A 22,908-nucleotide genomic window follows, 5' to 3' on the forward strand; every position below is an offset into this window, starting at 1 on the left:
ACGCGGAGGTTCTATGGCGGTCATAGTGATTACCGGCGGGACGGCGGGCGTGGGAAAAGCCACGGCGCTGCACTTTGCAAAGGCAGGTTACAATGTGGGGATTATCGCCCGCGATGAAGCCAGCCTGCACTCTACCCAGGAAGAGCTGCGCCGCTTTGGCGTTAATGCCCATGCGGTGCAGGCGGACGTCGCCGACAGCCAGGCGGTGGTGGATGCGGCTAATGAGATCGAGTATCGCCTCGGGGCGATTGATGTCTGGGTCAACAATGCCATGGGTGCCGTGCTGGCACCGTTTCGTACCCTGACGCCGGATGAGTTTCGTCGCGTGACGGATGTCACCTACCTCGGGTTTGTCAACGGCACCCGCGCCGCGCTGGAGCTGATGGTGCCCCGCGACAGGGGCGTGATTATTCAGGTGGGTTCCGCGCTGGCCTACCGTTCCATCCCTTTGCAGTCGGCCTACTGCGGAGCCAAAGCGGCGATCCGTGGGTTCACCGATGCGGTGCGAACCGAGCTAATGCACGAGAACAGCCGGGTACAGCTTTCGATGGTTCAAATGCCGGGCCTCAATACGCCGCAGTTCGAATGGGCGAGGAATAAGTTTGCCTGGGCTATGCGCCCGGTGCCGCCGGTCTTTGAGCCTGAAGTCGCCGCCAGGGCCATCTTTAAAGTTGCACAGAAACCGGTGCGCGAGCTGTGGGTGGGCAGCAGCACCATCCAGTCCATCGTCGGGCAATTCCTCTTCCCAGGCTACCTTGACCGGCTGATGGTGAAAAAGGCCTGGGAAGGCCAGATGACCGACGATCTGAACGCAGCGGATCGCCGGGACTATCTCGACCAGCCGGTTAACGACCTGCACAAAATCCATGGGCGTTTTACGGACGAAGCAAAAGACCGCGCCCCGTCCGTCACCTCCGGTATGCCGGGTAAGGTGGCGCTGGGGGCGCTCGCGGTGGCGGGGATTATGCTGACCCGTCTGATCGCCCGGCGGAAACGCTAATCAGCGCAGCGCGCTGCGGTGCGTCCAGAACCATCGGTAGCCGTAGCCGCTAATACTGAGCTCGACGGTTTTGCCGCAAACCAGCGCGTCGTCGTAGCGTTTGTCCTCAAGGCAGGCGGTCCAGGTGGCGTTGCGGATCCCCTTTGCGGTGAACTGAACGGGCTGGTCGCTGAAGTTAACGAATGTCAGGATGCTGCGCTCGTCGGTCTCGTAATAGATCCCCAGCACCGCGTCATGATCGAGGGTGATGAGGCGAAAGGGCGCCACGGCAATTTCGGGGAACTCCGAGCGGGTATTGGCAATATCGATTATCCGGTGCAGGAGCGAGTTGCGGTGAAGCAGCGAATCGGCGACGTTGATTTTCTGATAGCGATAGGGTCCGTGGTCGATTATCGGCGCAATAAATTTTTCAGGATCGGCCGCCGAAAAACCGCCGCCCTGCGAACCTGCCCACTGCATCGTGGTGCGAACGGCGTAGCGTTCCTCCAGCTCCAGGTCATCACCCATGCCGATCTCATCTCCGTAGCGCATCACCGGCACGCCCGGCAGGGAGAAGAGCACCGCGTGGCAGAACGCCAGCCGCTTTTGATCGCCATTCAGCATCGGCGCCAGGCGTCTGCGGATCCCGCGCTGATAGACGTTCATCTCCTCGTCAGGGGCGAAGGTGTCGAGGACAAACTGTTTATCTTTCTGACTAATCCCTTCCAGATCCAGCTCGTCATGGTTGCGCAGCCAGTTGGCAAAGCAGCATGAATCGGGCGGGACGATCATTTTCTTCACCGCGTTGCGCAGTGGGCGGGCGCTTTTCCTGGCCAGGCTGACGTAGAAATACTTGTTGAGCCAGAAATTAAGCACCAGATGCAGGCGGTCGTTATTGCCGAAGTAGTCTTTATAGGTCTCAACGTCCACGTCCACTTCACCGAGCAGGATGGCGTCCGGATTGCGCTGCTCGATAAGACGGCGCATATGCTCCAGGATCCACAGGCCCTTCTTTTCGTCACCGTTTCCCGCCTGCGTGGTGAGGTGGGACGCGGCATCGAGGCGAAACCCGGACACCCCCAGCTTGAGCCAGAAGAGAATAATATTCTCAATTTCCTTAAGCACGGCGGGCGAGGTCAGGTTCAGATCCGGCTCGTGACGATAAAACATATGCCGGTAATACTGTCCCGCCTCGTCATCCCAGCTCCAGATGCTCTTTTCCACGCCGGGGAACATGGGTGGCGTGTCGTCGTCGTCGTTATCCGACCAGAGATAGTAGTCGCGATACGGCGAGGTGGGGCTGCGGCGAGCCTGCTGGAACCAGGGATGGGCGTCAGAGGTGTGCTGGATCAGCAGCTCAATAATGACCTGCATGCCCAGCTCCCGGGCTTGTTCGATAAAGGCGATGATATCGGCCAGTTTTCCGAAGCGGGGATCCACCTGCAGATGGTCGCTGACGTCGTAGCCTTCATCCAGAAAGGGCGTGAGGTAAAACGGGGTGATCCAGATAACCGTCGCCCCCATGCGGCGAATATAGCGCAGCTTGGCCGCTATCCCGGCGATATCCCCGCAGCCATCGCCGTTTATATCGTAAAAAAGCGCGGTATCAATCTGGTAGATAATGGCTCGTGTATGCCAGTCCGTCATAGCGTTTCTCAGTGATAGCCTTCAGTATCCGACACTTTTCCCCGGAAAACATAGTAGCTCCAGGCGGTGTACACCAGAATCACCGGAATAATCAGCAGGGTCCCGACCAGCATAAACAGCTGGCTGGCGGGGGGCGCTGCGGCTTCCCACAGAGTGATGCGCGGTGGAATAATGTTCGGCCACAGGCTGATACCCAGGCCGCTAAAGCCGAGGAAAATCAGCCCCAGCGTCAGCAGGAAGGGACGCGAGTGGCTGCTCGGGTTGTGGGTCAGGCGCCAGATCAGCACGCTGAAAAGCCCGACCAGCAGCGGAACTGGCAGGAACCAGAAGAAGTTGGGCAGGGTAAACCAGCGGTCGGCTACGTACTGCCAGCCGAGCGGCGTCCAGACGCTGACGACCGCGATGACCACCACCAGGGCCAGCAGCACGCGGCGGGTCAGCTCGCGCATGCGGTGCTGCAATGCGCCTTCACTTTTCATGATAAGCCAGGTGGTGCCCAGCAGCGTGTAGGCGACGACCAGCCCGATACCGCAGAAAAGGTTAAAGGGCGTCAGCCAGTCAAGCGGCGAGCCCACAAATCGTCTGCCCTCAACCTCAAAGCCGTTGATCACCGCCCCCACGACGATCCCCTGGCTGAAGGTCGCGAGCAGGGAGCCACCGGCGAAAGAGTAGTCCCAGAATTTGCGGTGCGAAGGCGTCGCTTTAAAGCGAAACTCAAAGGCTACCCCACGAAAGATGAGGCCGATCAGCATCGCAGTAAGGGGGATGGTGAGCGCATCAATAATGACCGCATAAGCCAGCGGGAACGCGCCGAACAGCCCGGCGCCGCCGAGCACCAGCCAGGTCTCGTTGCCGTCCCACACGGGTGCGACGCTGTTGACCATCACATCCCGCTCTTTCACATCGCCCACGAAGTTAAACAGCAGGCCGATGCCCAAATCAAAGCCATCCATAATGATGTACATCAGCGTGGCAAAGACGATGATGGCAAACCAGATAACAGAGATATCGACGCCCATCAGTTTCTCTCCTGTTCCGGAACAGACTCCGCGGCAGACAGCGGACGGGCGGGGGTGCCCGACGTGTTTGAGGTCAGCGTATCGACAGGCTGCGGGCCTTTCTTAATCAGCCGGATGAGGTAAACATAGCCCACGCCAAACACCGACGAGTAGACAACGAAGAACGCCAGCAGGCTGATGCTCATCTGCAGGGTGCTGTGCAGGGAGACCGCATCAATTGTGCGCAGATAACCGTAGACGACCCACGGCTGGCGGCCCACTTCGGTGGTTACCCAGCCGGCGAGCAGCGCCACCAGACCCGCGGGCCCCATGCAGAGGGCAAACCACTGGAACGGGCGCGAGTGATAGAGCCTGTGGCGATAGCGTAGCCAGAGGCTGACCAGGCCGAGGGTAATCATCAGCAGGCCCATCCCGACCATGATGCGGAACGACCAGAAGACGATGGTTGAGTTTGGGCGATCCTCTTTCGGGAAGTCTTTCAGCGCCGGCACCTGCTTATCCAGGCTGTGCGTCAGGATAAGGCTGCCGAGGGCGGGGATCTCCAGACCGTATTTGGTGCGCTCCTCGTCCATATCCGGCAGGCCAAACAGCAGCAGCGGCGTGGCCTCACCGGGCGGATTTTCCCAGTGCCCCTCAATGGCGGCAATTTTGGCAGGCTGATGCTCAAGCGTGTTCAGGCCATGCATGTCGCCCACCACGGCCTGGATGGGGGCGACCAGCAGCGCCATCCACATCGCCATGGAGAACATGGTGCGTATGGCAGGGGTATCATTTCCGCGCAGTAGGTGCCATGCGCCCGACGCGCCGACGAACAGCGCGCTGCTCAGAAACGCGGCGATGGCCATATGGATAAGGCGGTAAGGGAAGGAGGGGTTAAAGATAATCGCCAGCCAGTCCTGCGGAATGACCTGTCCGTTTTCGATAGTAAAACCCTGCGGGGTGTGCATCCAGCTGTTGGAGGCGAGGATCCAGAAGGTCGACATCAGCGTGCCGAGCGCCACCATGCAGGTTGAAAAGAAGTGCAGCCCGGGGCCGACCTTGTTCCAGCCGAACATCATAACGCCAAGAAAGCCGGCTTCCAGGAAAAAGGCGGTTAATACCTCGTAGGTCAGCAAGGGGCCGGTAATGCTGCCCGCAAACTGGGAGAACCCGCTCCAGTTGGTACCGAACTGATACGCCATGACCAGCCCGGAAACCACCCCCATCCCGAAGTTAACGGCAAATATCTTGAGCCAGAAGTGGTAAAGCGAACGCCAGACGTCGTTTTTGGTGCGCAGCCACATGCCCTCCAGCACGACAAGATAGCTGGCAAGACCAATGGTAATCGCCGGGAAAAGAATGTGAAACGAGACGGTAAAAGCGAACTGAATTCTGGCGAGATGGAATGCATCAAGTTCGAACATTGTCCGTACCTCTGAAGCGATGGGGCACGAGAATTACCGGTAGCGCAGGGCTACCGGCAAAACCGATTACGGTTTAGTCTTTCCGGCGCCCAGCTCGGCACCGGTCAGCGGGTCGGAATGTGGATCGGACTTCGTGCGGGCAGACATCGCCTTAACCAGGGTTGCCTGTTCGGTTGTGAGCGTCACACTGGCGCTGCCGTCACCGCCATCCACCGCAGGCTGGGGGGACTCAACGTAATCAAAGTGCTTATCGCTGTTCCAGCTTCCGCGAACCTCTCCACCTTCTGACATATTGTAGTACTTGTTGGTGAATTCCTCGATTGGCGGCAGTTTCCCCGGCGGGAAATTATTACGAATGGACTGCAACGCTTTTTCAAAGGAGAGCTGATGCGCCGCCTCACGCGTCATCAAAAACGCCAGCGCATCTTTTACTCCGGGATCGTCAGTGACGTTGATCAGCCGTTCGTAGATGATCTTCGCCCTGGCCTCTGCCGCCACGTTAGAGCGCAGATCCGCCGTCGGCTCACCGATGGTATCGACGTAGGCCGCCGTCCAGGGCACGCCCGCCGAGTTAGTGAGCGGTGTGCCGCCGCCGTAGAGCAGGGAAGTGATGTGGCTGTCGTTCCCGTTTTCGGTCATGGACCGATAGAGCTCAGCCTCATTTTCCACCCCTTCCGCCAGCGCGCCTTTGGCACCTTTATTCAGCATGCCGACCAACGTACCGATGATTTCGAGGTGGCTTAACTCCTCGGTTGCAATGTCCATCAGCATATCCTTACGGCCAGGATCGTCATCGCTCAACCCTTGCGTAAAGTAGCGGCAGGCGGCCGCCAGTTCGCCCTGCGGCCCGCCAAACTGTTCCAGGAGTAGATTGGCGAGACCCGGGTTCGGTTCAGCAACGCGAACCGTGTATTGCAGCTGTTTAACGTGTCGAAACATATAGACTCTCCTGAGTTATTTTTTCGCTTCGACACCCGATGCGTCTGAACGCAGCAGGAACTGTTCCGTCGTTTGCGGGATGTGGCGAATCAGCCAGTCGGCCATCTCGCGCTCTTCCGCCAGGATCGTCTCAATGGCGGGCACGGAGTCGGTATCGCCCGCTTTTTTTGCGGCGGCGAGCAGGGAGGTGTAGCAGGCGATTTCAAACTGTTCGAAAACATAGCCGCTGATTGAGCCCTTAACGATTTCATCAGACGGGAACATGCCGCCGATGGACTGACCCAGCGCCGCCATTTTGCTCATCGAGTCTTTTAAAACCGAACGAGAAATATCATTACGGTCGAGGATTTCCTCCAGCAATGTAATTTGCCGTTTTGTCTCATTAATATGCTGTTCAATTCTGGCGCGAACATCGGGATAATTATCGATGCGGCTGGCCATGGATTCCAGCATTGACTCGGCTTGCTTTTCCATCGCATGGGCATCGCGTAGCCAGTCATGGTAGTGTTCTACGTGATTCATCATTGTATCCTCATTAGGGGTTCGCTTATTTGGTCTCACTCTCAGCAGCCTGATCGGCACGCGCGGCACTGTAGCCAGATAAATGGCCAACAATATTGGCGTAAATACTGATGATAATGACCCATAGCACGCTGTTCTTCCACCATATTACGGAAGGGATAGCGAGAATGAACCATATTATAGCTGCCGTTAAATGGCACCGTTTAATTGTCCTGGGACTGATGCTCATTTTATTTAACCTGTGTTATTGCGTCATTTTTGCGCTTTTTGGTTAATATTTCCAACGGCCAGATCGGTGAGTTTAAGGTCGGTCTCTTTTTCTTCTTCCAGCGTTTCGGCAAGAAGCTTAACGGCTTTTTTATAGCCAAGTTGTTCTGCAAGCGTTGCTAGAGTACCGTAACTGGCAATTTCGTAATGCTCTACTTTTTGCGCAGCGGCAATTAGGGCAGCATCACGGACTTCATTTTTTTCCGTGCTTTCGATGACTTCGTTGGCTTCTTCAATTAAGCCTTCCATCGCCACGCATTTCATGCGCTTGAGTTTGATACCGTCTTCTTGTTCGACGATCTGGTCGATACGCTCGATCTGGCCCTGCGTCTCTTCAAGGTGTGCGGTAAAGGCCGCGCTCAGTTTCTCGCTGGAAGCGGCACGGGCAAGCTTACTCAGCGCGCGGGTAAGCTGTTTTTCCGCACTGTAGGTATCCGAGAGAAGATGAATAAATACATCCTCAACACTTTTCATATTCATAATTATTACGCTCCGGTAAAATAAGGAGAGGGTACTGCGAGCTTTTCAGCCCGCAGCATGCTCTCTGGTTTTATTAAAAGAGTACTAAATAAGATCAGGAGTTATCAGATTTACGGCCTCCGCCGTGACTGTTCTGTCCCCCTTTCTTACCCGCTTCAGATGCGCGTTGCGGATCGTTTTTAAAATTACCACCGCTGTGCTGGCCACCTTTACGTCCAGCTTCTGATGCTTTTTCACGGTCTTCAGCGAAATTACCGGAACCACCACGATGCTCTGCCATATTAAACCTCATATTCATATATTGGTTATGTCAGTACGATACGAAAATATTCCGTATCACTCGTCGTTCGATTAATAACTTTAGTCGCTATGGGGCATTCGTCAAATGCGTCTTGCTATTTGCGGTTGCGTTATTTTTGAATATTGAACGCTTTGCGCTTCGCCTGACGGGAAAATATTGAGAAGTGGGAGGAACTTGTAAACGTTAGCTAAGATTAGTCCTAAGTTTCGACTAAAAAGTTGAAAGGTGAAGATAAAATAAAGGGCGTGCCATGACTGATTATTTTGCAATCAGCACCGTGCGAAAAATTAATACTTTATAGCTAGAAAACTGAGCCATAAATAATTATAAGGAAAATCCTGGAAAAAGATGACGAGGCGAAAAGCGCGTTTCGGCAGGGAGCGTCAGCGACCGGTAGCACACGGTTTGACCACTGTCGTCTTAAGATCACAAATCAGAAATTCTTCCCCCCGGAAGGAACGGGTTTCTCTACACTCCAGGTAATATTCACTGGAGGCATGACATCATGGCGAACACCATCACGGCTGATGATATTCGGGAACATTTTTCGCAGGCTATGTCGGCGATGTACCAGCAGGAAGTTCCGCAGTACGGCACGTTGCTTGAACTGGTTGCGGACGTAAACCTGGCGGTTCTGGAAAATAACCCACTCTTACATGAACAACTGGCGAATGCCGACGAGCTGGCGCGCCTTAACGTGGAGCGTCACGGGGCGATCCGCGTCGGGACGGCACAAGAGCTTTCCACCCTGCGCCGTATGTTTGCCATTATGGGCATGTATCCGGTCAGCTATTACGATCTCTCCCAGGCGGGGGTGCCGGTCCACTCGACGGCGTTTCGTCCGGTTGATGATGCGGCACTGTGCCGCAATCCGTTTCGTATCTTTACCTCTCTGCTGCGCCTTGAGCTGATTGAAAACCTGGCGTTACGCGAGCGGGCGGCAGAAATTCTCTCTCACCGAAACATCTTTACGCCACGCTGTCTGGAACTTATTGATCTCCACGAGTTGGAAGGGGGCTTTACCGAAACGCAGGCGCACGAGTTTGTACAGGAAGCGTTAGAAACCTTCCGCTGGCACCGTCATGCAACGGTCGACCAGGAGACCTACCTGGCGTTGAGTCACGAGCACCGTCTGATTGCCGACGTGGTCTGCTTCCCCGGGTGCCATATCAACCACCTCACGCCGCGCACGCTGGACATTGACCGTGTGCAGGAGCTGATGCCGAAGTATGGCATTGAGCCAAAAATTCTGATCGAAGGGCCGCCGCGTCGTGAAGTGCCGATCCTGCTGCGTCAGACCAGCTTCAAGGCGCTGGAAGAGCCGGTGCTTTTCGCCGGTGAACACAAAGGCACCCACACCGCGCGCTTCGGTGAAATTGAACAGCGCGGCGTGGCGCTGACTCCGAAAGGCCGGGAACTGTACGATAGCCTGCTGGCCCAGGCCGGAACCGGTAAAGATAACCTCACGCACCAGCTGCATTTGCAGGAGATTTTCAGCGCCTTCCCGGACAGCGAAATGTTCCTGCGCCGTCAGGAGCTTGCCTATTTTCGCTATCGCCTGACCCCGGCGGGAGAAGCCCATCGCCACGCGTTTCGTCCGGGAGACGATCCGCAACCGCTGATCGAGCGCGGGTGGGTGGTTGCTCAGCCGATCACCTACGAGGATTTCCTCCCGGTCAGCGCAGCGGGGATTTTCCAGTCCAATCTCGGGAACGAAACCCAGGCCCGCAGCCACGGTAATGCCAGCCGCAATGCGTTTGAAGCCGCGCTCGGCTGCCCGGTGTATGACGAGTTTACGCTCTACGAGGAGGCGGAAACGCGCAGCAAACAGCGTTGCGGTTTGCTCTGAAATCGTTACTCTTCAGGGGTGTGATGGAAAAAATAAGGTTGTTATGCAAAATCCTTCCGCCCCTGTGGTTGAAACGCGCCAGGGCGCACTGTCTGGTTTAACCGATGAAAACGTTCACCGCTGGTGCGGTATTCCCTATGCCGCGCCGCCCGTTGGCGAGTGGCGCTGGCGCTCGCCGCGGCCTCCGGAACGCTGGGAAGGCGTGCGTGAAGCCACCGCCTTTTCGCCCTCAAGCTGGCAAAGCAGTGAATATTGTCAGGAGCTGGGCGGGGGCGATCCCGGACAGTTTTCTGAAGACTGCCTTTATCTTAACGTCTGGTCCCCCGTTGACCGTACCGGGCCGCTGCCGGTCATGGTCTGGCTGCACGGGGGCGGGTTTACGATCGGCGCCGGTGGCCTGCCGCCGTACAACGGCAAAGCCCTGGCATCACGCGGGGTGGTTGTTGTCACGATTAACTACCGTCTCGGCCATCTCGGCTTTTTCGCCCATCCCGCGCTGGAGGGGGAAGAAGAGCGGGTGGTGCATAATTTTGCCCTGCTGGACCAGATCGCCGCGCTCGAATGGGTGAGGGAGAATATCGCCGCGTTTGGCGGCGACCCCAATAACGTCACCCTGTTTGGCGAATCCGCCGGCGCGCGCAGCGTGCTTTCTCTGCTGGCCTCGCCGCTGGCAGCAGGATTGTTCCATAAGGCGATAGTGCAAAGCGGATACACCTTGCCGGACACGCCGCGCGAGCAGGCCCTGCAAAAAGGGGAAGCGCTGGCCGCCCATTTTGGTCTGGAGAACGCGACGGCAGAGCAGCTGCGCGCCATTCCGCCCGAGGCGTTCTGGCCGTTGACCGCGCCGCTGAACGTCGCCCCGGCGCCCATCGTCGGGGATTGCGTTCTGCCGGAGGCGATGCTGGACGTCTTTTTCGCCGCCCGCCAGCATCCCGTGCCGGTGATGATTGGCTCCAACAGCGATGAAGCCAGCGTGATGGCGGTGTTTGGGGTCGACCTCGCAGGGCAAATCCAGAAGCTTCGCCGGGAGCGCCGCTTCGGTCTGGGGCTCATCAAGCTGCTTTATCCGGGCGTGAAGGGCGATGAGGAGCTCGGCAGGCAGGTATGCCGCGACATGGCCTTCACCACCATGGGCTACGTGGTGATGCAGGCCCAGCAGCGCGTCGGCGGGCTTTGCTGGCGTTACTGGTTTGACTATGTGGCCGAAGCGGAACATGGCACGTATATTAACGGCGCCTGGCACGGCAACGAAGTTCCCTATGTCTTCGATACCCTCGGCCAGGTGGAGCCTTCACGTCAGTATGTCAATGAGCGGGATCTACAGTTTGCCGCCCAGGTGGCTGATTACTGGGTAAGCTTTGCGCGCGATGCCGGAACACATGACTGCCTTCACGGGCCGACGCGCTGGCCAGCCTGCCGCAAAGGGCGGGACGTGCTGTTACGTATTGGCGTGAATAAACATGCAGGTTTCAGGCTTGAAAACCGCTTTATGCGCGCCCGCATGAGCCTTTTTAAGCGAGTGATGAAGCACCACGTCAGCCTCGATTAAGCAAACAGGCGCGAAACGCCGACAGACCATTTTCCTGACAAGGCGTTTCGCGCAGTACCAGCCGGTAGCTCGCGCCGGTTTTTACACTTGCTTCATAGGGGCGCATCAGCCTTCCGGCGCGGACATCTTCTGCCACCAGCGTTTCGTCGGCGATGGCAACACCAAGCCCCTGAATGGCGGCGGTGATGGCGAGATCCATCGTATCGAAGTGTTGATTTTTGTGCATAGCAAAGCCCGGACCTTCCTGATTCGCCAGCCACAGTGACCAGTCTGTCTTATCCCTTGTCGGGTGAAGAAACGTCAGCGAACCCAGTGCGGCACCCGCCCTGACGGGGCTGAATACCGGGGTTAGCGCCTCTTCGAACAGCAGATCGCCTGCGCTCATGTGCGTGCCGAAGACGATGGCCGCGTCGTAAGATTCGGTTTTGAAATTGACGTTATGATCGGTGGTGGTGGTGAGCGCGATCTGCAGGTCCGGCTGCTCGCGCTCCACCTCCAGCAGACGCGGCACCAGCCAGCGCATGGCGCAGGTAGGCGCCTTAAGCCGGATCACCGTGTGCAGGCTGCGAGCCTGGTCGGCTACGGTCAGCAGCTGCCCGAAAGCGGACTGCAGCTCAGGCAGCAGGGCGCTGCCCTGGGGCGAGAGGCGCAACCCGCGCGCGTGGCGCTCAAAGAGCGGAAAACCAAACCACGTCTCAAGAGAGGAAATCTTGCGGCTCACGGCCCCCTGCGTCAGACACAACTCTGCGGCGGCGTGGGTCAGATTCAGATGACGCGCGGTAACTAAAAATGCGTCGATGGCAGTGAGCGGGAGCGAACGGCGCGACATGAAAACACCTCAGCTATGCATTTTTCTCATGGCTATTATGACAACAATTCGATTGTCCCGGCAACGCACTTGTTGTTTGAATAGTTATGCAATGTCCATGAGAAGGGAAAGAGGATGACTTTACGAACGCCGGTGCAAACGCGCTCCAAGCTGCCAGATGTGGGAACCACCATTTTTACCGTTATCGGCCAGCTTTCGGCCCAGCATAATGCCATTAACCTTTCTCAGGGCGCGCCGAATTTTTCCTGCGACCCGAAGCTTATCGCCGGCGTCACCCGCGCGATGGAGGCAGGGCATAACCAGTATGCGGCAATGACCGGCCTGCAGCCGCTCAAGGAACGTATTGTTGATAAAATTGCCGCCCTCTACGGCACGCAGTATGACCCTGCCAGCGAGGTGCTGGTGACCGCCAGTGCCAGCGAAGGGCTCTATTCAGCGATAAGCGGGCTGGTGCACCCGGGCGATGAAGTGATCTACTTTGAGCCGTCGTTTGACAGCTATGCGCCCATTGTTCGCCTGCAGGGGGCAACGCCTGTCGCCATCAAGCTTACGGTCCCGGATTTTGCCGTCAACTGGGACGAGGTCCGTGCCGCCATCACCCCGCGCACGCGTATGATCATCATCAATACGCCGCACAACCCGAGCGGCCAGGTCTTCACGGCCAATGACCTGCAGCAGCTGGCGGCGCTGACGCGCAATACCGACATCATTATTTTGTCTGACGAAGTGTACGAACACGTCGTGTTCGATGGGGAGCCGCACCACGGGATGGCCACGCACCCGCAACTGGCGGAGCGCAGCGTGATTATTTCTTCTTTCGGAAAAACCTATCACGTCACCGGCTGGCGCGTGGGTTATTGTGTGGCACCCGCAGAACTGATGGACGAGATATGTAAAGTCCATCAATTTTTGATGTTCTCTGCCGATACGCCAATGCAGCACGCGTTTGCAGAACACATGACCGATCCGCAAACCTGGCTGTCGCTGTCGGCGTTTTACCAGCGCAAGCGCGATCTGCTGCACGGTCTGCTGGCCGATTCGCCGTTTACCCTGCTGCCGAGCGCCGGATCGTTCTTTATGCTGGCGGACTACAGCCGGTTCAGCGACGAGCGGGACAGCGAGCTGGTGAAACGGCTGATCGTTGAGTACGGTGTTGCCACCATTCCGCTGTCGGCGTTTTATGCGGACGGCACGGATAATAAATTGATTCGTCTCTCTTTTGCGAAAGATGAGGCGACGTTACGGGCAGGTGCTCAAGCCCTGTGTCGGGTTAAACCACGCTGAGCCTATCCCATTAGGCTATTTTATTCGCCATTTTGGCACCGGGCAGTGCTCGAAATCCTCACGTACTACATGTACGTTCCGGTTTCTGTGCGCTGTCCGGTACCAAACTGTCTTCAACAATTACGCCTACTGGGATAGGCTCTGAGGAGTTTGAAATGAAATTACGCGCGTTAGTTGTCGGCATGGGATTGCTGTGTACCTTTTCGTCCTTCGCTGCCACCGAGTTGCGATACGGTCTGGAAGCGGAGTACCCGCCGTTTGAGAGCCGCAATGCCTCAGGCGAGCTGGAAGGGTTTGACGTTGAGCTGGGTAACGCCATCTGCAAAGCGGCTGCGCTGAAGTGCAGTTGGGTGGAAACCTCGTTTGACGCGCTGATCCCGGGGCTGGTGGCGAAGAAGTTTGACGCCATCAACTCGGCGATGAATATCACCGAACAGCGCCGCAAGAGCATTGATTTCACCCAGCCGATCTACCGTATTCCGTCTCAGCTGGTCGGCAAGGCCGGGACGGCGGTTGAGGCGACGTCTGAAGGGCTGAAGGGGAAAACCATCGGCGTGCTGCAGGGCTCCATTCAGGAAACCTATGCCAAAGAGCACTGGGAAAAGCAGGGTGTCACCGTGGTGTCTTATAAAGATCAGAATATGGCCTGGGGCGATCTGCTGAATGGCCGTATCGACGCCTCGCTGGTCATGTCCGCGGCCGGGCAGGCAGGTTTCCTCAGCAAGCCGCAGGGGAAAGGGTTTGGCTTCATCGGCAAACCGGTGTCTGACGACACTATCCTCGGCAGTGGGATCGGTTTTGGGCTGCGTAAAGGGGACGAGGCCACCAAAAAGCAGCTTGATGCCGCGATTGATAAAGTACGTGCCGACGGCACGATCGCTAAACTCGCTGATAAGTACTTCCCGGGTATCGATGTCAGCGTAAAATAACCGCCTCATTTGCCCCGTCAGCTGATGTCCTGACGGGGCATTTTTATACACATTTTCCAGGCTTTCTTTACACCACTTTCGGGCCGTTCTGGTCGACAGAAAATATTTCTCACTTTGTTCAGATAATCACCGGCCAACAATTGGATTCTTAACCATTTTTGTTTAGGCTGTGCGTTCTTTCTTGCCGTCATTTCGCCGAGCGCGAAACACATTCACACGACCATAAGGACGTTTTTCCAGGCATGAATCGCAGACGTTTTCTAAAAGGCTCGCTGGCAGTGGCAGCCCTGAGCGGTACCTCTGGCCTTGCTTCCCTGTTTTCCAAAGCGGCATACGCGGCCGACTCTGACATTGCTGACGGCCAGAGCCGTCGTTTTGACTTCTCCGTACTGCAATCCATGGCGCATGACCTGGCGAAAACCCCGTGGGGGGGCGCGCCGCGTCCGCTGCCGGAGACGCTGGCGACCATGACGCCGCAGGCGTACAACGCCATCCGCTACGATGAAAAGCAGTCACTGTGGAACAACATTGAAGGGCGTCAGCTGGACGTGCAGTTCTTCCATATGGGAATGGGGTTCCGCCGCCGCGTGCGGATGTTCTCGCTGGACCAGTCGACCTCGATGGCGCGCGAGATCCACTTCCGTCCTGAGCTGTTCAGCTACGGCGAAACGGGGGTGGATACCAAACAGCTGGAAGGGCAAAGCGATCTCGGCTTTGCGGGCTTCCGCGCCTTTAAAGCGCCAGAGCTGGCGCGTCGCGATATTGTCTCTTTCCTGGGGGCGAGCTATTTCCGCGCGGTGGATGATACCTACCAGTACGGCCTTTCCGCCCGCGGTCTGGCGGTAGATACCTTTACCGACACGCCGGAAGAGTTCCCGGACTTTACCTCTTTCTGGTTTGAAACCGTTAAGCCGGGTGACACCACCTTTACCGTCTACACGCTGCTGGACAGCCCGAGCATCACCGGTGCCTATAAATTCGTGATCCACTGCGAAAAAAGCCAGGTGATCATGGAGGTGGAAAACCATCTCTACGCGCGTAAGGACATCAAGCAGCTCGGCATCGCGCCAATGACCAGCATGTTCAGCTGCGGCAATAACGAACGCCGCATGTGCGACACCATTCACCCGCAAATCCACGACTCTGACCGCCTTGCTATGTGGCGCGGCAACGGGGAGTGGATCTGCCGTCCGCTCAATAACCCGCAGAAGCTGCAGTTCAATGCCTACCTCGACAAAAACCCGAAAGGGTTCGGGCTGCTGCAGCTCGATCGCGATTTCTCGCACTATCAGGACGTGATGGGCTGGTATAACAAGCGCCCGAGCCTGTGGGTTGAACCGCGCAACGACTGGGGTAAAGGATCCATCGCGCTGATGGAGATCCCGACCACCGGTGAAACGCTGGATAATGTGGTCTGCTTCTGGCAGCCGGAAAAATCGGTGAAAGCGGGCGCCGAGCTGGACTTCAAATATCGTCTGTACTGGAGCGCACAGCCGCCGGTGCGCTCCCCGCTGGCGAACGTCTACGCGACCCGCACCGGCATGGGCGGTTTCCCGGAAGGCTGGGCGCCGGGCGAAAATTACCCGAAAGTGTGGGCCCGTCGCTTTGCTATCGACTTCGTCGGCGGGGACCTGAAGGCCGCCGCGCCGAAGGGCATCGAGCCGGTGATTACGCTCTCCAGCGGTGAAGCAAAGCAGGTTGAAATCCTTTACGTTGAGCCGTTTGACGGCTATCGCATTCTGTTTGACTGGTACCCAACGTCGGATTCGACGGAGCCGGTGGATATGCGCCTGTTCCTGCGCTGCCAGGGCGATGCCATCAGCGAAACCTGGCTGTATCAGTATTTCCCGCCAGCGCCGGATAAACGTCATTACGTTGATGACCGGGTAATGCGTTAACGATCGATTCCCTCTCCCTCCGGGAGAGGGTTAGGGTGAGGGGCAATGACCGCAACACAATCCGAAACTATTCCCGTATCTGACGCTCTCGAGCTTCGCGCCGTCGAAGAGCGCTATACCGCCGAACTGCATAACCTCGTCGTCAAAAACAGAGCCTTTCTGCAAACCGCTTTTGACTGGGCGCAGCACGTGGGCAGCGAGGACGATACCCGACGCAACGTGCAGAGTAACCAGATGCTGCACCAGCGCGGCTACGCCAAAATGTTTTTGATCTTCAGGGAGGATGCGCTGGTCGGCGTACTGTCGTTCAATGCGATTGAGCCAGCCAACAAAGCCGGGTACATCGGCTACTGGCTGGATGAAGCACATCAGGGGCAGGGGATCCTCTCGCAGTCGCTGCAGGCGTTTATGCGCTACTACGCTGAGCGCGGTGAGATCCGCCGTTTTGTGATCAAGTGTCGGGTGGCGAATCAGCAGAGCAACAGCGTGGCCCTGCGCAACGGTTTTACGCTGGAAGGGTGCCTGCGGGAAGCGGAATACCTGAATGGCGCCTATGACGATGTGAACATCTACGGCAAAATTTATACCCTATAGCGCCCCCAGCAGCGGTGTACGGGTGATGCGCTGGTCGCCGTTGATCACCTTTTCGCCGCGCAGGTGAATGCTCTCACCAGCAAAGGCTTCAATCACCGCATCGTCGGTAATTTCAACCCGATGCTCAATCAGCACGTCGCCGCTGATCCTCGCGCGTCCCTGAATCACCACTTTATCATCCAGCATGATTGGCCCGCCGCGCAGCCAGGCCTGGCCGCCGATCAGGACGTGGTGCTTGATGACGCAGTTTCCTTCCACCACGGCGTTCTCTGCAATCTGCGAGCTGTAGCGCACGGTCGGGATGGCATCGTCGTCGAAACCGGCAATTACCCGGGCGTTGCCGTACACTTTGGCGCAGTCGCACACCCAGACGTTGTTGAGTTCGTTACCTTCGAGGATCGCGCAGTCGAACACTTCGGCGCGGTGCTCAACAAACGCGTTATTCACCATCGCCTCGCCGTAAATTTGTGCCTGATGCACAATGCGCGACCGGCTTACCGTCGCCCTGTCGTATATTTGCAGGATCTGGTCGTGGTCCGGCGTGAGGCCTTTGGCACCTATGATGACGCTGTTGTGCAGGACGCGCGCGTCGCCGAAGAGATGGCATTCGCCACGCACGCAGGAGTGCTGAACGGTGACGTTGTCACTTATTCGCGCCCCGTGGCTGACCTCTGCTGCGTCCAGCCAGCAGTTACCGCCGATATGCGCGTCGTGGCTGACGGTACACGGCAGGGTCAGGCGCGCGTTGCCGGACACGGTTGCACCGGCAAACACCACGCTGTTTTCATCGTAGATCCAGCAGTCTCCCTCCTGGGACAGGGCACGCTCATCGTCAACCCAGCCGCCTTTCGTGCCGGCCGTCACGTCGCTAAAATCTACCGTGGCGATAACCTGCCGCAGCGTCGTTGAGTGGGGTGTTTCGCCGTTTTTCCATTGCCAGAGGCGGGTCTCGTCGCTAAGGCGGTATTTGTTCATCTTCAAGTCTCTGATAAGCGTCTTCACTAAACGTAGCAAATTTTTCGATTTTCGAACGGCTGGCAACCAGACGGTAAACCCCTTAAAATGGCATGTAAAATGCACTTTCAATTTATGAGAACGCAGGAAAAACAATGACCGTCGATGAGAATTACTTCACAGATAAATATGGACTCACCCGCACGCATTCAGAAGTGCTGTACAGCGCGGGGATTGTAAAGCCCGGTAAGACGCTGGATCTGGGCTGCGGTAATGGCCGCAACAGCCTTTACCTGGCTGCCAACGGCCACGAGGTGACCGCCTGGGATAAAAACCCGATGAGCGTTGATAACATCGAGCGCATCAAGTCGGCAGAAGGGATTGAGAATCTTCATACCGCCGTCAAAGATCTTAACAGCCTGAGCTTTGACGGCGAGTACGACTTTATTCTTTCCACCGTGGTGCTGATGTTCCTTGAGGCGAAAACCATCCCGGGCCTTATCGCCAACATGCAGCGTTGCACTAAACCTGGCGGCTACAACCTGATCGTTGCCGCCATGGATACGGCAGATTATCCGTGCACCGTTGGCTTCCCGTTTGCGTTCAAAAGCGGTGAACTGAGCAACTACTATGAAGGCTGGGAGCTGCTCAAATACAACGAAGAGGTTGGCGAGCTGCACCGCACCGATGAAAACGGCAACCGCATCAAGCTGCGCTTTGCCACCATGCTGGCGCGCAAGCCCGCCTAACGGGCGGCCAGCAGGCAGATCTGCAGGGCAGTGTTGTAAGACGCCTCGAACGACGACAGCGGCAGAAATTCAAACTTCGAGTGGAAGTTATGCGCGCCGGTGAAGAAGTTCGGGGTGAGCACCCCTTTTGCCGAGAGCGCCGCGCCGTCGGTGCCGCCGCGCATAGGGATCGGTTTTGGGGTGATGCCGAGCGATTCCATCGCCTCAAACATCAGGTCGATGGCGCGCCGGTCTTCGCCAATCGCATTGCTGATGTTACTGTAGGTATCTTCAATGCGATAGTCGACCTTCGCCGTCGGGTACTGGGCGGCAATCAGCGCGGCGACGTCCGCAATCTGCTGCTTGCGGGCGGCAAAGCCGGCTTTATCAAAATCACGAATGTTGGCCTTTAGCACGGCGTCGTTCTGTCCGGCCTGAATGCCGTTAAACCAGATGTAGCCCTCGCGACCCTCGGTGCACTCTGGCGTTTGCTGGCGGTCGAAATGGCTGATGAAATCGGTCGCCATCAACAACGGGTTCACCAGTACTCCTTTGGCGGACATCGGATGCGCCGTCACGCCGGTGAAGCGGATCTCAGCGGCTGCCGCATTAAAGTTCTCGTAGACAATTTCCCCCAGCTCGCAGCAGTCGATGGTCCAGGCAAAGTCGACGTCGAAGCGCTTAAGATCCAGCGCCTTTGCACCGTTCAGGCCGATCTCTTCATCAGGCACAAATGCCACGACGATGTCCCCATGCTGATGCTCTGCCGTCAAGTTTTCCAGCACCGTCATAACGACCGTGACCGCCGATTTATTATCTGCGCCCAATACGCTGGTACCGTCGCTGAAAATAATCTCTTCATTTGGGTAAGCCAGAATTTCAGGATGCTCTTTCACCCGCAGCCAGATCTCTTTTTCTTTATTCAGACAGAGATCTTCACCGGTAAAGGTTAATATTTGCGGATGAATATCCGGTGATAATCCCACGTCCACGGTATCAACATGGGTAATAAAGCCAATGCGCGGCGCGCCGGGCACGTTGCCTTTTTTTACCGCCGTCACGGTAGCGAACTCGTCAATCACGATGTCGTCTAAACCCAGCTGTGCCAGCTCCTGCGCCAGTTCTCGCGCCATGTCGTGCTGGCCCGGCGTTGAGGGCAGAGTTTTTACTTTCGGATCGCTCTGGCTGGTAATCGCAAGATAGCGGAAAAAACGGTGCGTTAATTGTCTGGAAAGCGGCGAGCCCATAGTGTTTTCTTCCTTATTTATTTTTCAGGTGTTTGCCACTTCACTTTAATGTTATTTATGAAATGGCAAAAGAATTAATTAGCCGTCGAATTAAAAAGACAGGAATAAATGATGACAAGCAAACGCACAATGTTAACGCTGGCACTCGCTGCGCTCACGGTCAGTTCTACCGTAGCCGCGAAAACGCTGGTGTATTGCTCCGAAGGGTCACCGGAAAACTTTAATCCTCAGTTATACACCTCGGGCACCAGCGTGGACGCCAGCGCCGTGCCGGTCTATAACCGGCTGGTCGATTTCAAACCCGGCACCACGGAGCTGGTGCCGAGCCTGGCTGAGCGCTGGGAGGTGAGCGACGACGGAAAGGTTTACACCTTCCATCTGCGTCAGGGCGTGAAGTTCCAGAGCAATAAATTCTTCACGCCGACCCGTGACTTTAACGCCGATGACGTGATCTTCTCGTTTATGCGCCAGAAGGACGTGAATCATCCGTATCACAATGTCTCTAACGGCAGCTATTCCAACTTCGAAAGCCTGGAGTTTGGTAGTCTGATTACCGCCATTGACAAAGTTGATGACCATACCGTGCGCTTTACCCTGGCACACCCGGAAGCGCCGTTTGTCGCCGACCTGGCATGGTATTTTGCCTCGATCCTCTCCGCGGAATATGCCGATGCGATGCTGAAAGCGGGCACGCCGGAGAAGGTGGATATGCAGCCGATCGGCACCGGGCCGTTTAAGCTGGCGCAGTATCAGAAGGATTCCCGCATTCTGTTCACGGCATTTGCCGACTACTGGCAGGGAAAATCGAAGCTGGACAGGCTGGTCTTCACCATCACCCCGGATCCCTCCGTGCGTTTTGCCAAAATTGAGAAAAACGAATGTCAGGTGATGCCGTTCCCGAACCCGGCGGACCTGCCGCGCATGAAGGCGAACAAGGATATCAACCTGATGAGCAAAGCCGGGCTGAACACCGGTTTCCTGGCGTTTAACACCCAAAAGCCGCCGCTGGATAACGTGAAGGTTCGCCAGGCGCTGGCGATGGCGATCAATAAACCGGCCATTATCGACGCGGTGTTCCACGGTACCGGAACCGCCGCGAAAAACCTGCTGCCGCCGGGCGTCTGGAGCGCTGACAGCGAACTGAAGGATTACGATTACGATCCTGAAAAAGCGAAAGCGTTGCTGAAAGAGGCCGGCCTGGCCAGCGGCATGAGTATCGACCTGTGGGCGATGCCCGTCCAGCGGCCCTATAACCCGAACGCCAGACGGATGGCGGAGATGATTCAGGCCGACTGGGCGAAGGTGGGGGTGCAGACCAAAATTGTCACCTACGAATGGGGCGAATATCTCAAGCGCGTGAAGGGCGGTGAACATCAGGCCGCGCTGATGGGCTGGACGACCGCAACGGGCGACCCGGATAACTTCTTTGGTCCGCTCTTTACCTGCACCTCGGCAAACGGCGGTTCGAATTCGGCGAAGTGGTGCTACAAGCAGTTTGATAAGATCATCGGCGAGGCAAAATCGATAACCGATCGCGATAAACGCGTGGCGCTGTACAAAGAGGCGCAGCAAATCATGCATGACCAGATGCCGGCGGTCATGATTGCGCATTCAACGATCTTCGAACCGGTGCGCAAAGAGGTGACAGGCTACGAAATCGATCCGTTTGGCAAGCATTTATTCTGGCAGGTGGATATTAATCAGTAATTTTTCACTGCCCGGTACGCTGCCGGGCACTCTTTTCGCAATTTGTGCTGTCCGCATCATTTTTTGTCACAACAATCCCACCAGACTTTTGCTATAACTTCAAATGCATACTTGCAGATAACATGGAAAACTATCATGCGTCCTCAAACTTTTTTTAAAGTTGCAGTGCTTACGGGTCTGTTGGCACTGGCGGGCTGTTCTTCAAAAGTCGCCGCGCCAGAACAATATTCAGGCTTTTTAAAAGATTACTCCGGCCTGCAGCAGACGACCTCTGCGACGGGTAAACCCACGCTGCGTTGGGTCGATCCTTCCTACAACGAAGCCAATTACGACAGTATTATCTGGACGCCGATTACCTATTATCCTGCGCCTAAGCCAACCACGCAGATTGGTAAAAGAACGCTTGATGAGCTGTTGAATTACACCAATAACAAAATGAAAACGGCGATTGGTACCCGTAAGCCGATTGTGAGCACGCCGGGTAAACACAGCCTGATTTTCCGCGGTGCAATCACCGGGGTGAGTTCGCAGAAAGAGGGTCTGCAGTTCTATGAAGTGGTGCCGGTCGCGCTGGTGGTTGCGGGGACGCAGATGGCAACCGGCCATCGCACCATGGATACGCATCTCTTCTTTGAAGGTGAGCTGATCGATGCGGCCACCAACAAACCGGTGATGAAGGTGGTTCGTAAAGGCGAAGGTAAAGAGCTGACCAACGAAAGTACGCCAATGACCTTTGCCACGCTGAAGCAGGTTGTTGATGACATGGCGACGGATGCCACCATGTTCGACGTGCATAAAACAGCGAAATAACAGTAAGCGGCCTGCAGTTTGCAGGCCGTTTTTTTATGCTGTCCGCAAGCGCCTGAACCAGGTCTCTGGTTTTGTGAACATCACCATATTCCCGCCCAGAATCAGCAGTAACCCGACGATACCGTTAATGTGCCAGACGTAGCCTTCATACACCGTTGAGATGGAGAGCGCCACCAGCGGGAAGAGCAGCGTACTGTAAGCCGCTTTACCGGGGCCGATACGTCCCACCAGCGTGAAGTAGGCGCCAAAGGCTATCACCGAGCCGAACAGGGCCAGATAGAGCAGCGCGCCCATGTAGGTGACCGTCCATTCCGGGGTAAAACTGTCGCCTCTGCAAAGCGCAATGCCGCCCATCACCAGCGTGCCGTAAAGCATCGCCCAGGCGTTGGTGGTCATGGTTTCCAGACCTCTGCGCTGATGACGCATGCTGATCATATTGCCCAGCGAGAACCCATAAGTGCCGAGGGCGGAAAGGCCAATGCCCGTCAGAAGCGATACGCTCCAGCCGCTGGCCAGCAGGTCGTCCCAGAAAAGGGTCACGATCCCCACAAGACCCAGCGCCGCCGCCGTCCAGAAACGCGCGGGCGGGCGCTGTCCGAAGAAAATAAAACAGTTAATGGCGTTGTAGAGCACCGCCATGGAGAAGATCACCGATTCCAGCCCGGTGTTGATGTGCGCGGCCGCGGTATAGAAGCACCAGAAGTTAAAGCAGAAGACGCAGCATCCCTGAAGCATGCAGAACAGGTGATCCCGCAGGGCCAGCTTGCGCAGGCGGCGCAGGGCAAGTAACACCACCATCATCGTGGCGCTGGCCACCGCGAAGCGCCAGAAAATTGACACCGGGGCTGCCACGGGACCCTGCTGCAGGAAAATGGCAATCCAGGTGGTTCCCCAGATGATCACCACCAGTCCGTATAATAATGCGTTCATATTTTTTCTCTTCTCAAACCACGGAAGCCCGCAGTATGGCGCG

The 22,908-nt window shown here is 56.6% G+C and carries 22 protein-coding genes; 10 read left to right on the forward strand and 12 right to left on the reverse strand.

The window, feature by feature from the left end:
* The first annotated feature begins 13 nt into the window (after positions 1–13).
* A complete protein-coding gene (locus tag ACR42C_RS11215; protein ID WP_163329313.1) occupies positions 14–1,000 on the forward strand; it encodes an SDR family oxidoreductase in 987 nt (328 codons plus the stop codon).
* Here the strand turns inward: ACR42C_RS11215 and ACR42C_RS11220 are convergent, their stop codons facing one another.
* The 8 genes from ACR42C_RS11220 to ACR42C_RS11255 all read right to left on the reverse strand — a co-directional run bounded on the left by ACR42C_RS11220 (position 1,001) and on the right by ACR42C_RS11255 (position 7,536).
* The gene (locus ACR42C_RS11220; RefSeq protein ID WP_479985143.1) at positions 1,001–2,626 is read right to left on the reverse strand and encodes an alpha-amylase family protein; all 1,626 of its coding nucleotides are present in this window, start codon (positions 2,624–2,626) and stop codon (positions 1,001–1,003) included. It abuts the gene before it with no gap.
* An 8-nt stretch (positions 2,627–2,634) separates the two neighbouring features.
* Positions 2,635–3,645, reverse strand: coding sequence for a cytochrome d ubiquinol oxidase subunit II (gene cydB, locus ACR42C_RS11225; RefSeq protein WP_479985144.1), 1,011 nt, complete (start codon positions 3,643–3,645; stop codon positions 2,635–2,637).
* A complete protein-coding gene (locus ACR42C_RS11230; protein ID WP_028013105.1) occupies positions 3,645–5,048 on the reverse strand; it encodes a cytochrome ubiquinol oxidase subunit I in 1,404 nt (467 codons plus the stop codon). The genes cydB and ACR42C_RS11230 overlap by 1 nt, the downstream gene beginning before the upstream one ends.
* 66 nt (positions 5,049–5,114) lie before the next feature.
* On the reverse strand, positions 5,115–5,987 hold the full coding sequence (locus ACR42C_RS11235) for a manganese catalase family protein (protein ID WP_008502274.1): 873 nt from the start codon (positions 5,985–5,987) through the stop codon (positions 5,115–5,117).
* Between the two features lie 15 nt (positions 5,988–6,002).
* The gene (locus ACR42C_RS11240) at positions 6,003–6,509 is read right to left on the reverse strand and encodes a ferritin-like domain-containing protein (protein WP_479985191.1); all 507 of its coding nucleotides are present in this window, start codon (positions 6,507–6,509) and stop codon (positions 6,003–6,005) included.
* 25 nt (positions 6,510–6,534) lie between these two features.
* On the reverse strand, positions 6,535–6,738 hold the full coding sequence (locus ACR42C_RS11245) for a hypothetical protein (protein WP_013096662.1): 204 nt from the start codon (positions 6,736–6,738) through the stop codon (positions 6,535–6,537).
* A gap of 23 nt (positions 6,739–6,761) precedes the next feature.
* Entirely contained in the window at positions 6,762–7,256 is a 495-nt protein-coding gene (locus tag ACR42C_RS11250; protein WP_008502272.1) for a YciE/YciF ferroxidase family protein, read from the reverse strand.
* Between the two features lie 94 nt (positions 7,257–7,350).
* On the reverse strand, positions 7,351–7,536 hold the full coding sequence (locus tag ACR42C_RS11255; RefSeq protein ID WP_004150795.1) for a con-10 family general stress protein: 186 nt from the start codon (positions 7,534–7,536) through the stop codon (positions 7,351–7,353).
* Positions 7,537–8,062: 526 nt separating this feature from the next.
* Between ACR42C_RS11255 and hglS the strand changes: the two genes are divergently transcribed.
* Together hglS and ACR42C_RS11265 are read left to right on the forward strand one after the other, a co-directional pair.
* On the forward strand, positions 8,063–9,406 hold the full coding sequence (gene hglS, locus ACR42C_RS11260) for a 2-oxoadipate dioxygenase/decarboxylase HglS (RefSeq protein WP_116339994.1): 1,344 nt from the start codon (positions 8,063–8,065) through the stop codon (positions 9,404–9,406).
* 43 nt (positions 9,407–9,449) lie between these two features.
* Positions 9,450–10,955 (forward strand): carboxylesterase/lipase family protein, encoded by a 1,506-nt coding sequence (locus tag ACR42C_RS11265; RefSeq protein WP_439209798.1) that lies wholly within the window; start codon positions 9,450–9,452, stop codon positions 10,953–10,955.
* Here the strand turns inward: ACR42C_RS11265 and ACR42C_RS11270 are convergent.
* Positions 10,942–11,784, reverse strand: coding sequence for a LysR family transcriptional regulator (locus ACR42C_RS11270; RefSeq protein ID WP_316379113.1), 843 nt, complete (start codon positions 11,782–11,784; stop codon positions 10,942–10,944). The two genes, ACR42C_RS11265 and ACR42C_RS11270, sit on opposite strands and share 14 nt — an antisense overlap.
* A gap of 114 nt (positions 11,785–11,898) precedes the next feature.
* Between ACR42C_RS11270 and ACR42C_RS11275 the strand changes: the two genes are divergently transcribed.
* From ACR42C_RS11275 to rimL, 4 genes are all read left to right on the forward strand, one after another.
* Positions 11,899–13,068 (forward strand): pyridoxal phosphate-dependent aminotransferase, encoded by a 1,170-nt coding sequence (locus tag ACR42C_RS11275; protein WP_163329325.1) that lies wholly within the window; start codon positions 11,899–11,901, stop codon positions 13,066–13,068.
* Positions 13,069–13,223: 155 nt separating this feature from the next.
* The gene (locus tag ACR42C_RS11280; RefSeq protein ID WP_316379114.1) at positions 13,224–13,997 is read left to right on the forward strand and encodes a transporter substrate-binding domain-containing protein; all 774 of its coding nucleotides are present in this window, start codon (positions 13,224–13,226) and stop codon (positions 13,995–13,997) included.
* Between the two features lie 242 nt (positions 13,998–14,239).
* Complete coding sequence (locus ACR42C_RS11285; RefSeq protein ID WP_479985145.1) at positions 14,240–15,895, forward strand: glucan biosynthesis protein; 1,656 nt, start codon at positions 14,240–14,242, stop codon at positions 15,893–15,895.
* A gap of 45 nt (positions 15,896–15,940) precedes the next feature.
* Positions 15,941–16,489: a 50S ribosomal protein L7/L12-serine acetyltransferase gene (rimL, locus tag ACR42C_RS11290; protein WP_316379115.1), complete on the forward strand. Its 549-nt coding sequence runs from the start codon at positions 15,941–15,943 to the stop codon at positions 16,487–16,489.
* Here the strand turns inward: rimL and ydcK are convergent.
* Positions 16,484–17,464 carry a YdcK family protein gene (ydcK, locus tag ACR42C_RS11295; RefSeq protein ID WP_116339979.1) on the reverse strand — a complete coding sequence of 327 codons (981 nt, stop codon included), beginning with the start codon at positions 17,462–17,464 and terminating at the stop codon, positions 16,484–16,486. The two genes, rimL and ydcK, sit on opposite strands and share 6 nt — an antisense overlap.
* Positions 17,465–17,598: 134 nt before the next feature.
* Here ydcK and tehB point away from each other — a divergent pair, with 134 nt between their 5' ends.
* Positions 17,599–18,192, forward strand: coding sequence for a tellurite resistance methyltransferase TehB (gene tehB / locus ACR42C_RS11300; RefSeq protein WP_479985146.1), 594 nt, complete (start codon positions 17,599–17,601; stop codon positions 18,190–18,192).
* Here the strand turns inward: tehB and pepT are convergent.
* Positions 18,189–19,418: a peptidase T gene (gene pepT, locus ACR42C_RS11305; protein ID WP_479985147.1), complete on the reverse strand. Its 1,230-nt coding sequence runs from the start codon at positions 19,416–19,418 to the stop codon at positions 18,189–18,191. The two genes, tehB and pepT, sit on opposite strands and share 4 nt — an antisense overlap.
* A gap of 111 nt (positions 19,419–19,529) precedes the next feature.
* On the opposite strand from pepT, the gene ACR42C_RS11310 reads away from it, so the two are divergent.
* Both ACR42C_RS11310 and ACR42C_RS11315 read left to right on the forward strand, forming a co-directional pair.
* Complete coding sequence (locus ACR42C_RS11310; protein WP_479985192.1) at positions 19,530–21,125, forward strand: ABC transporter substrate-binding protein; 1,596 nt, start codon at positions 19,530–19,532, stop codon at positions 21,123–21,125.
* A gap of 135 nt (positions 21,126–21,260) precedes the next feature.
* Positions 21,261–21,935, forward strand: coding sequence for a DUF3313 domain-containing protein (locus tag ACR42C_RS11315; RefSeq protein ID WP_302218459.1), 675 nt, complete (start codon positions 21,261–21,263; stop codon positions 21,933–21,935).
* Positions 21,936–21,968: 33 nt separating this feature from the next.
* On the opposite strand, the gene ACR42C_RS11320 is transcribed toward ACR42C_RS11315, so the two are convergent.
* A complete protein-coding gene (locus ACR42C_RS11320; RefSeq protein WP_166711120.1) occupies positions 21,969–22,865 on the reverse strand; it encodes a DMT family transporter in 897 nt (298 codons plus the stop codon).
* Positions 22,866–22,908 lie beyond the last annotated feature (43 nt).

Source organism: Enterobacter sp. MG-EB028, assembly GCF_056673305.1.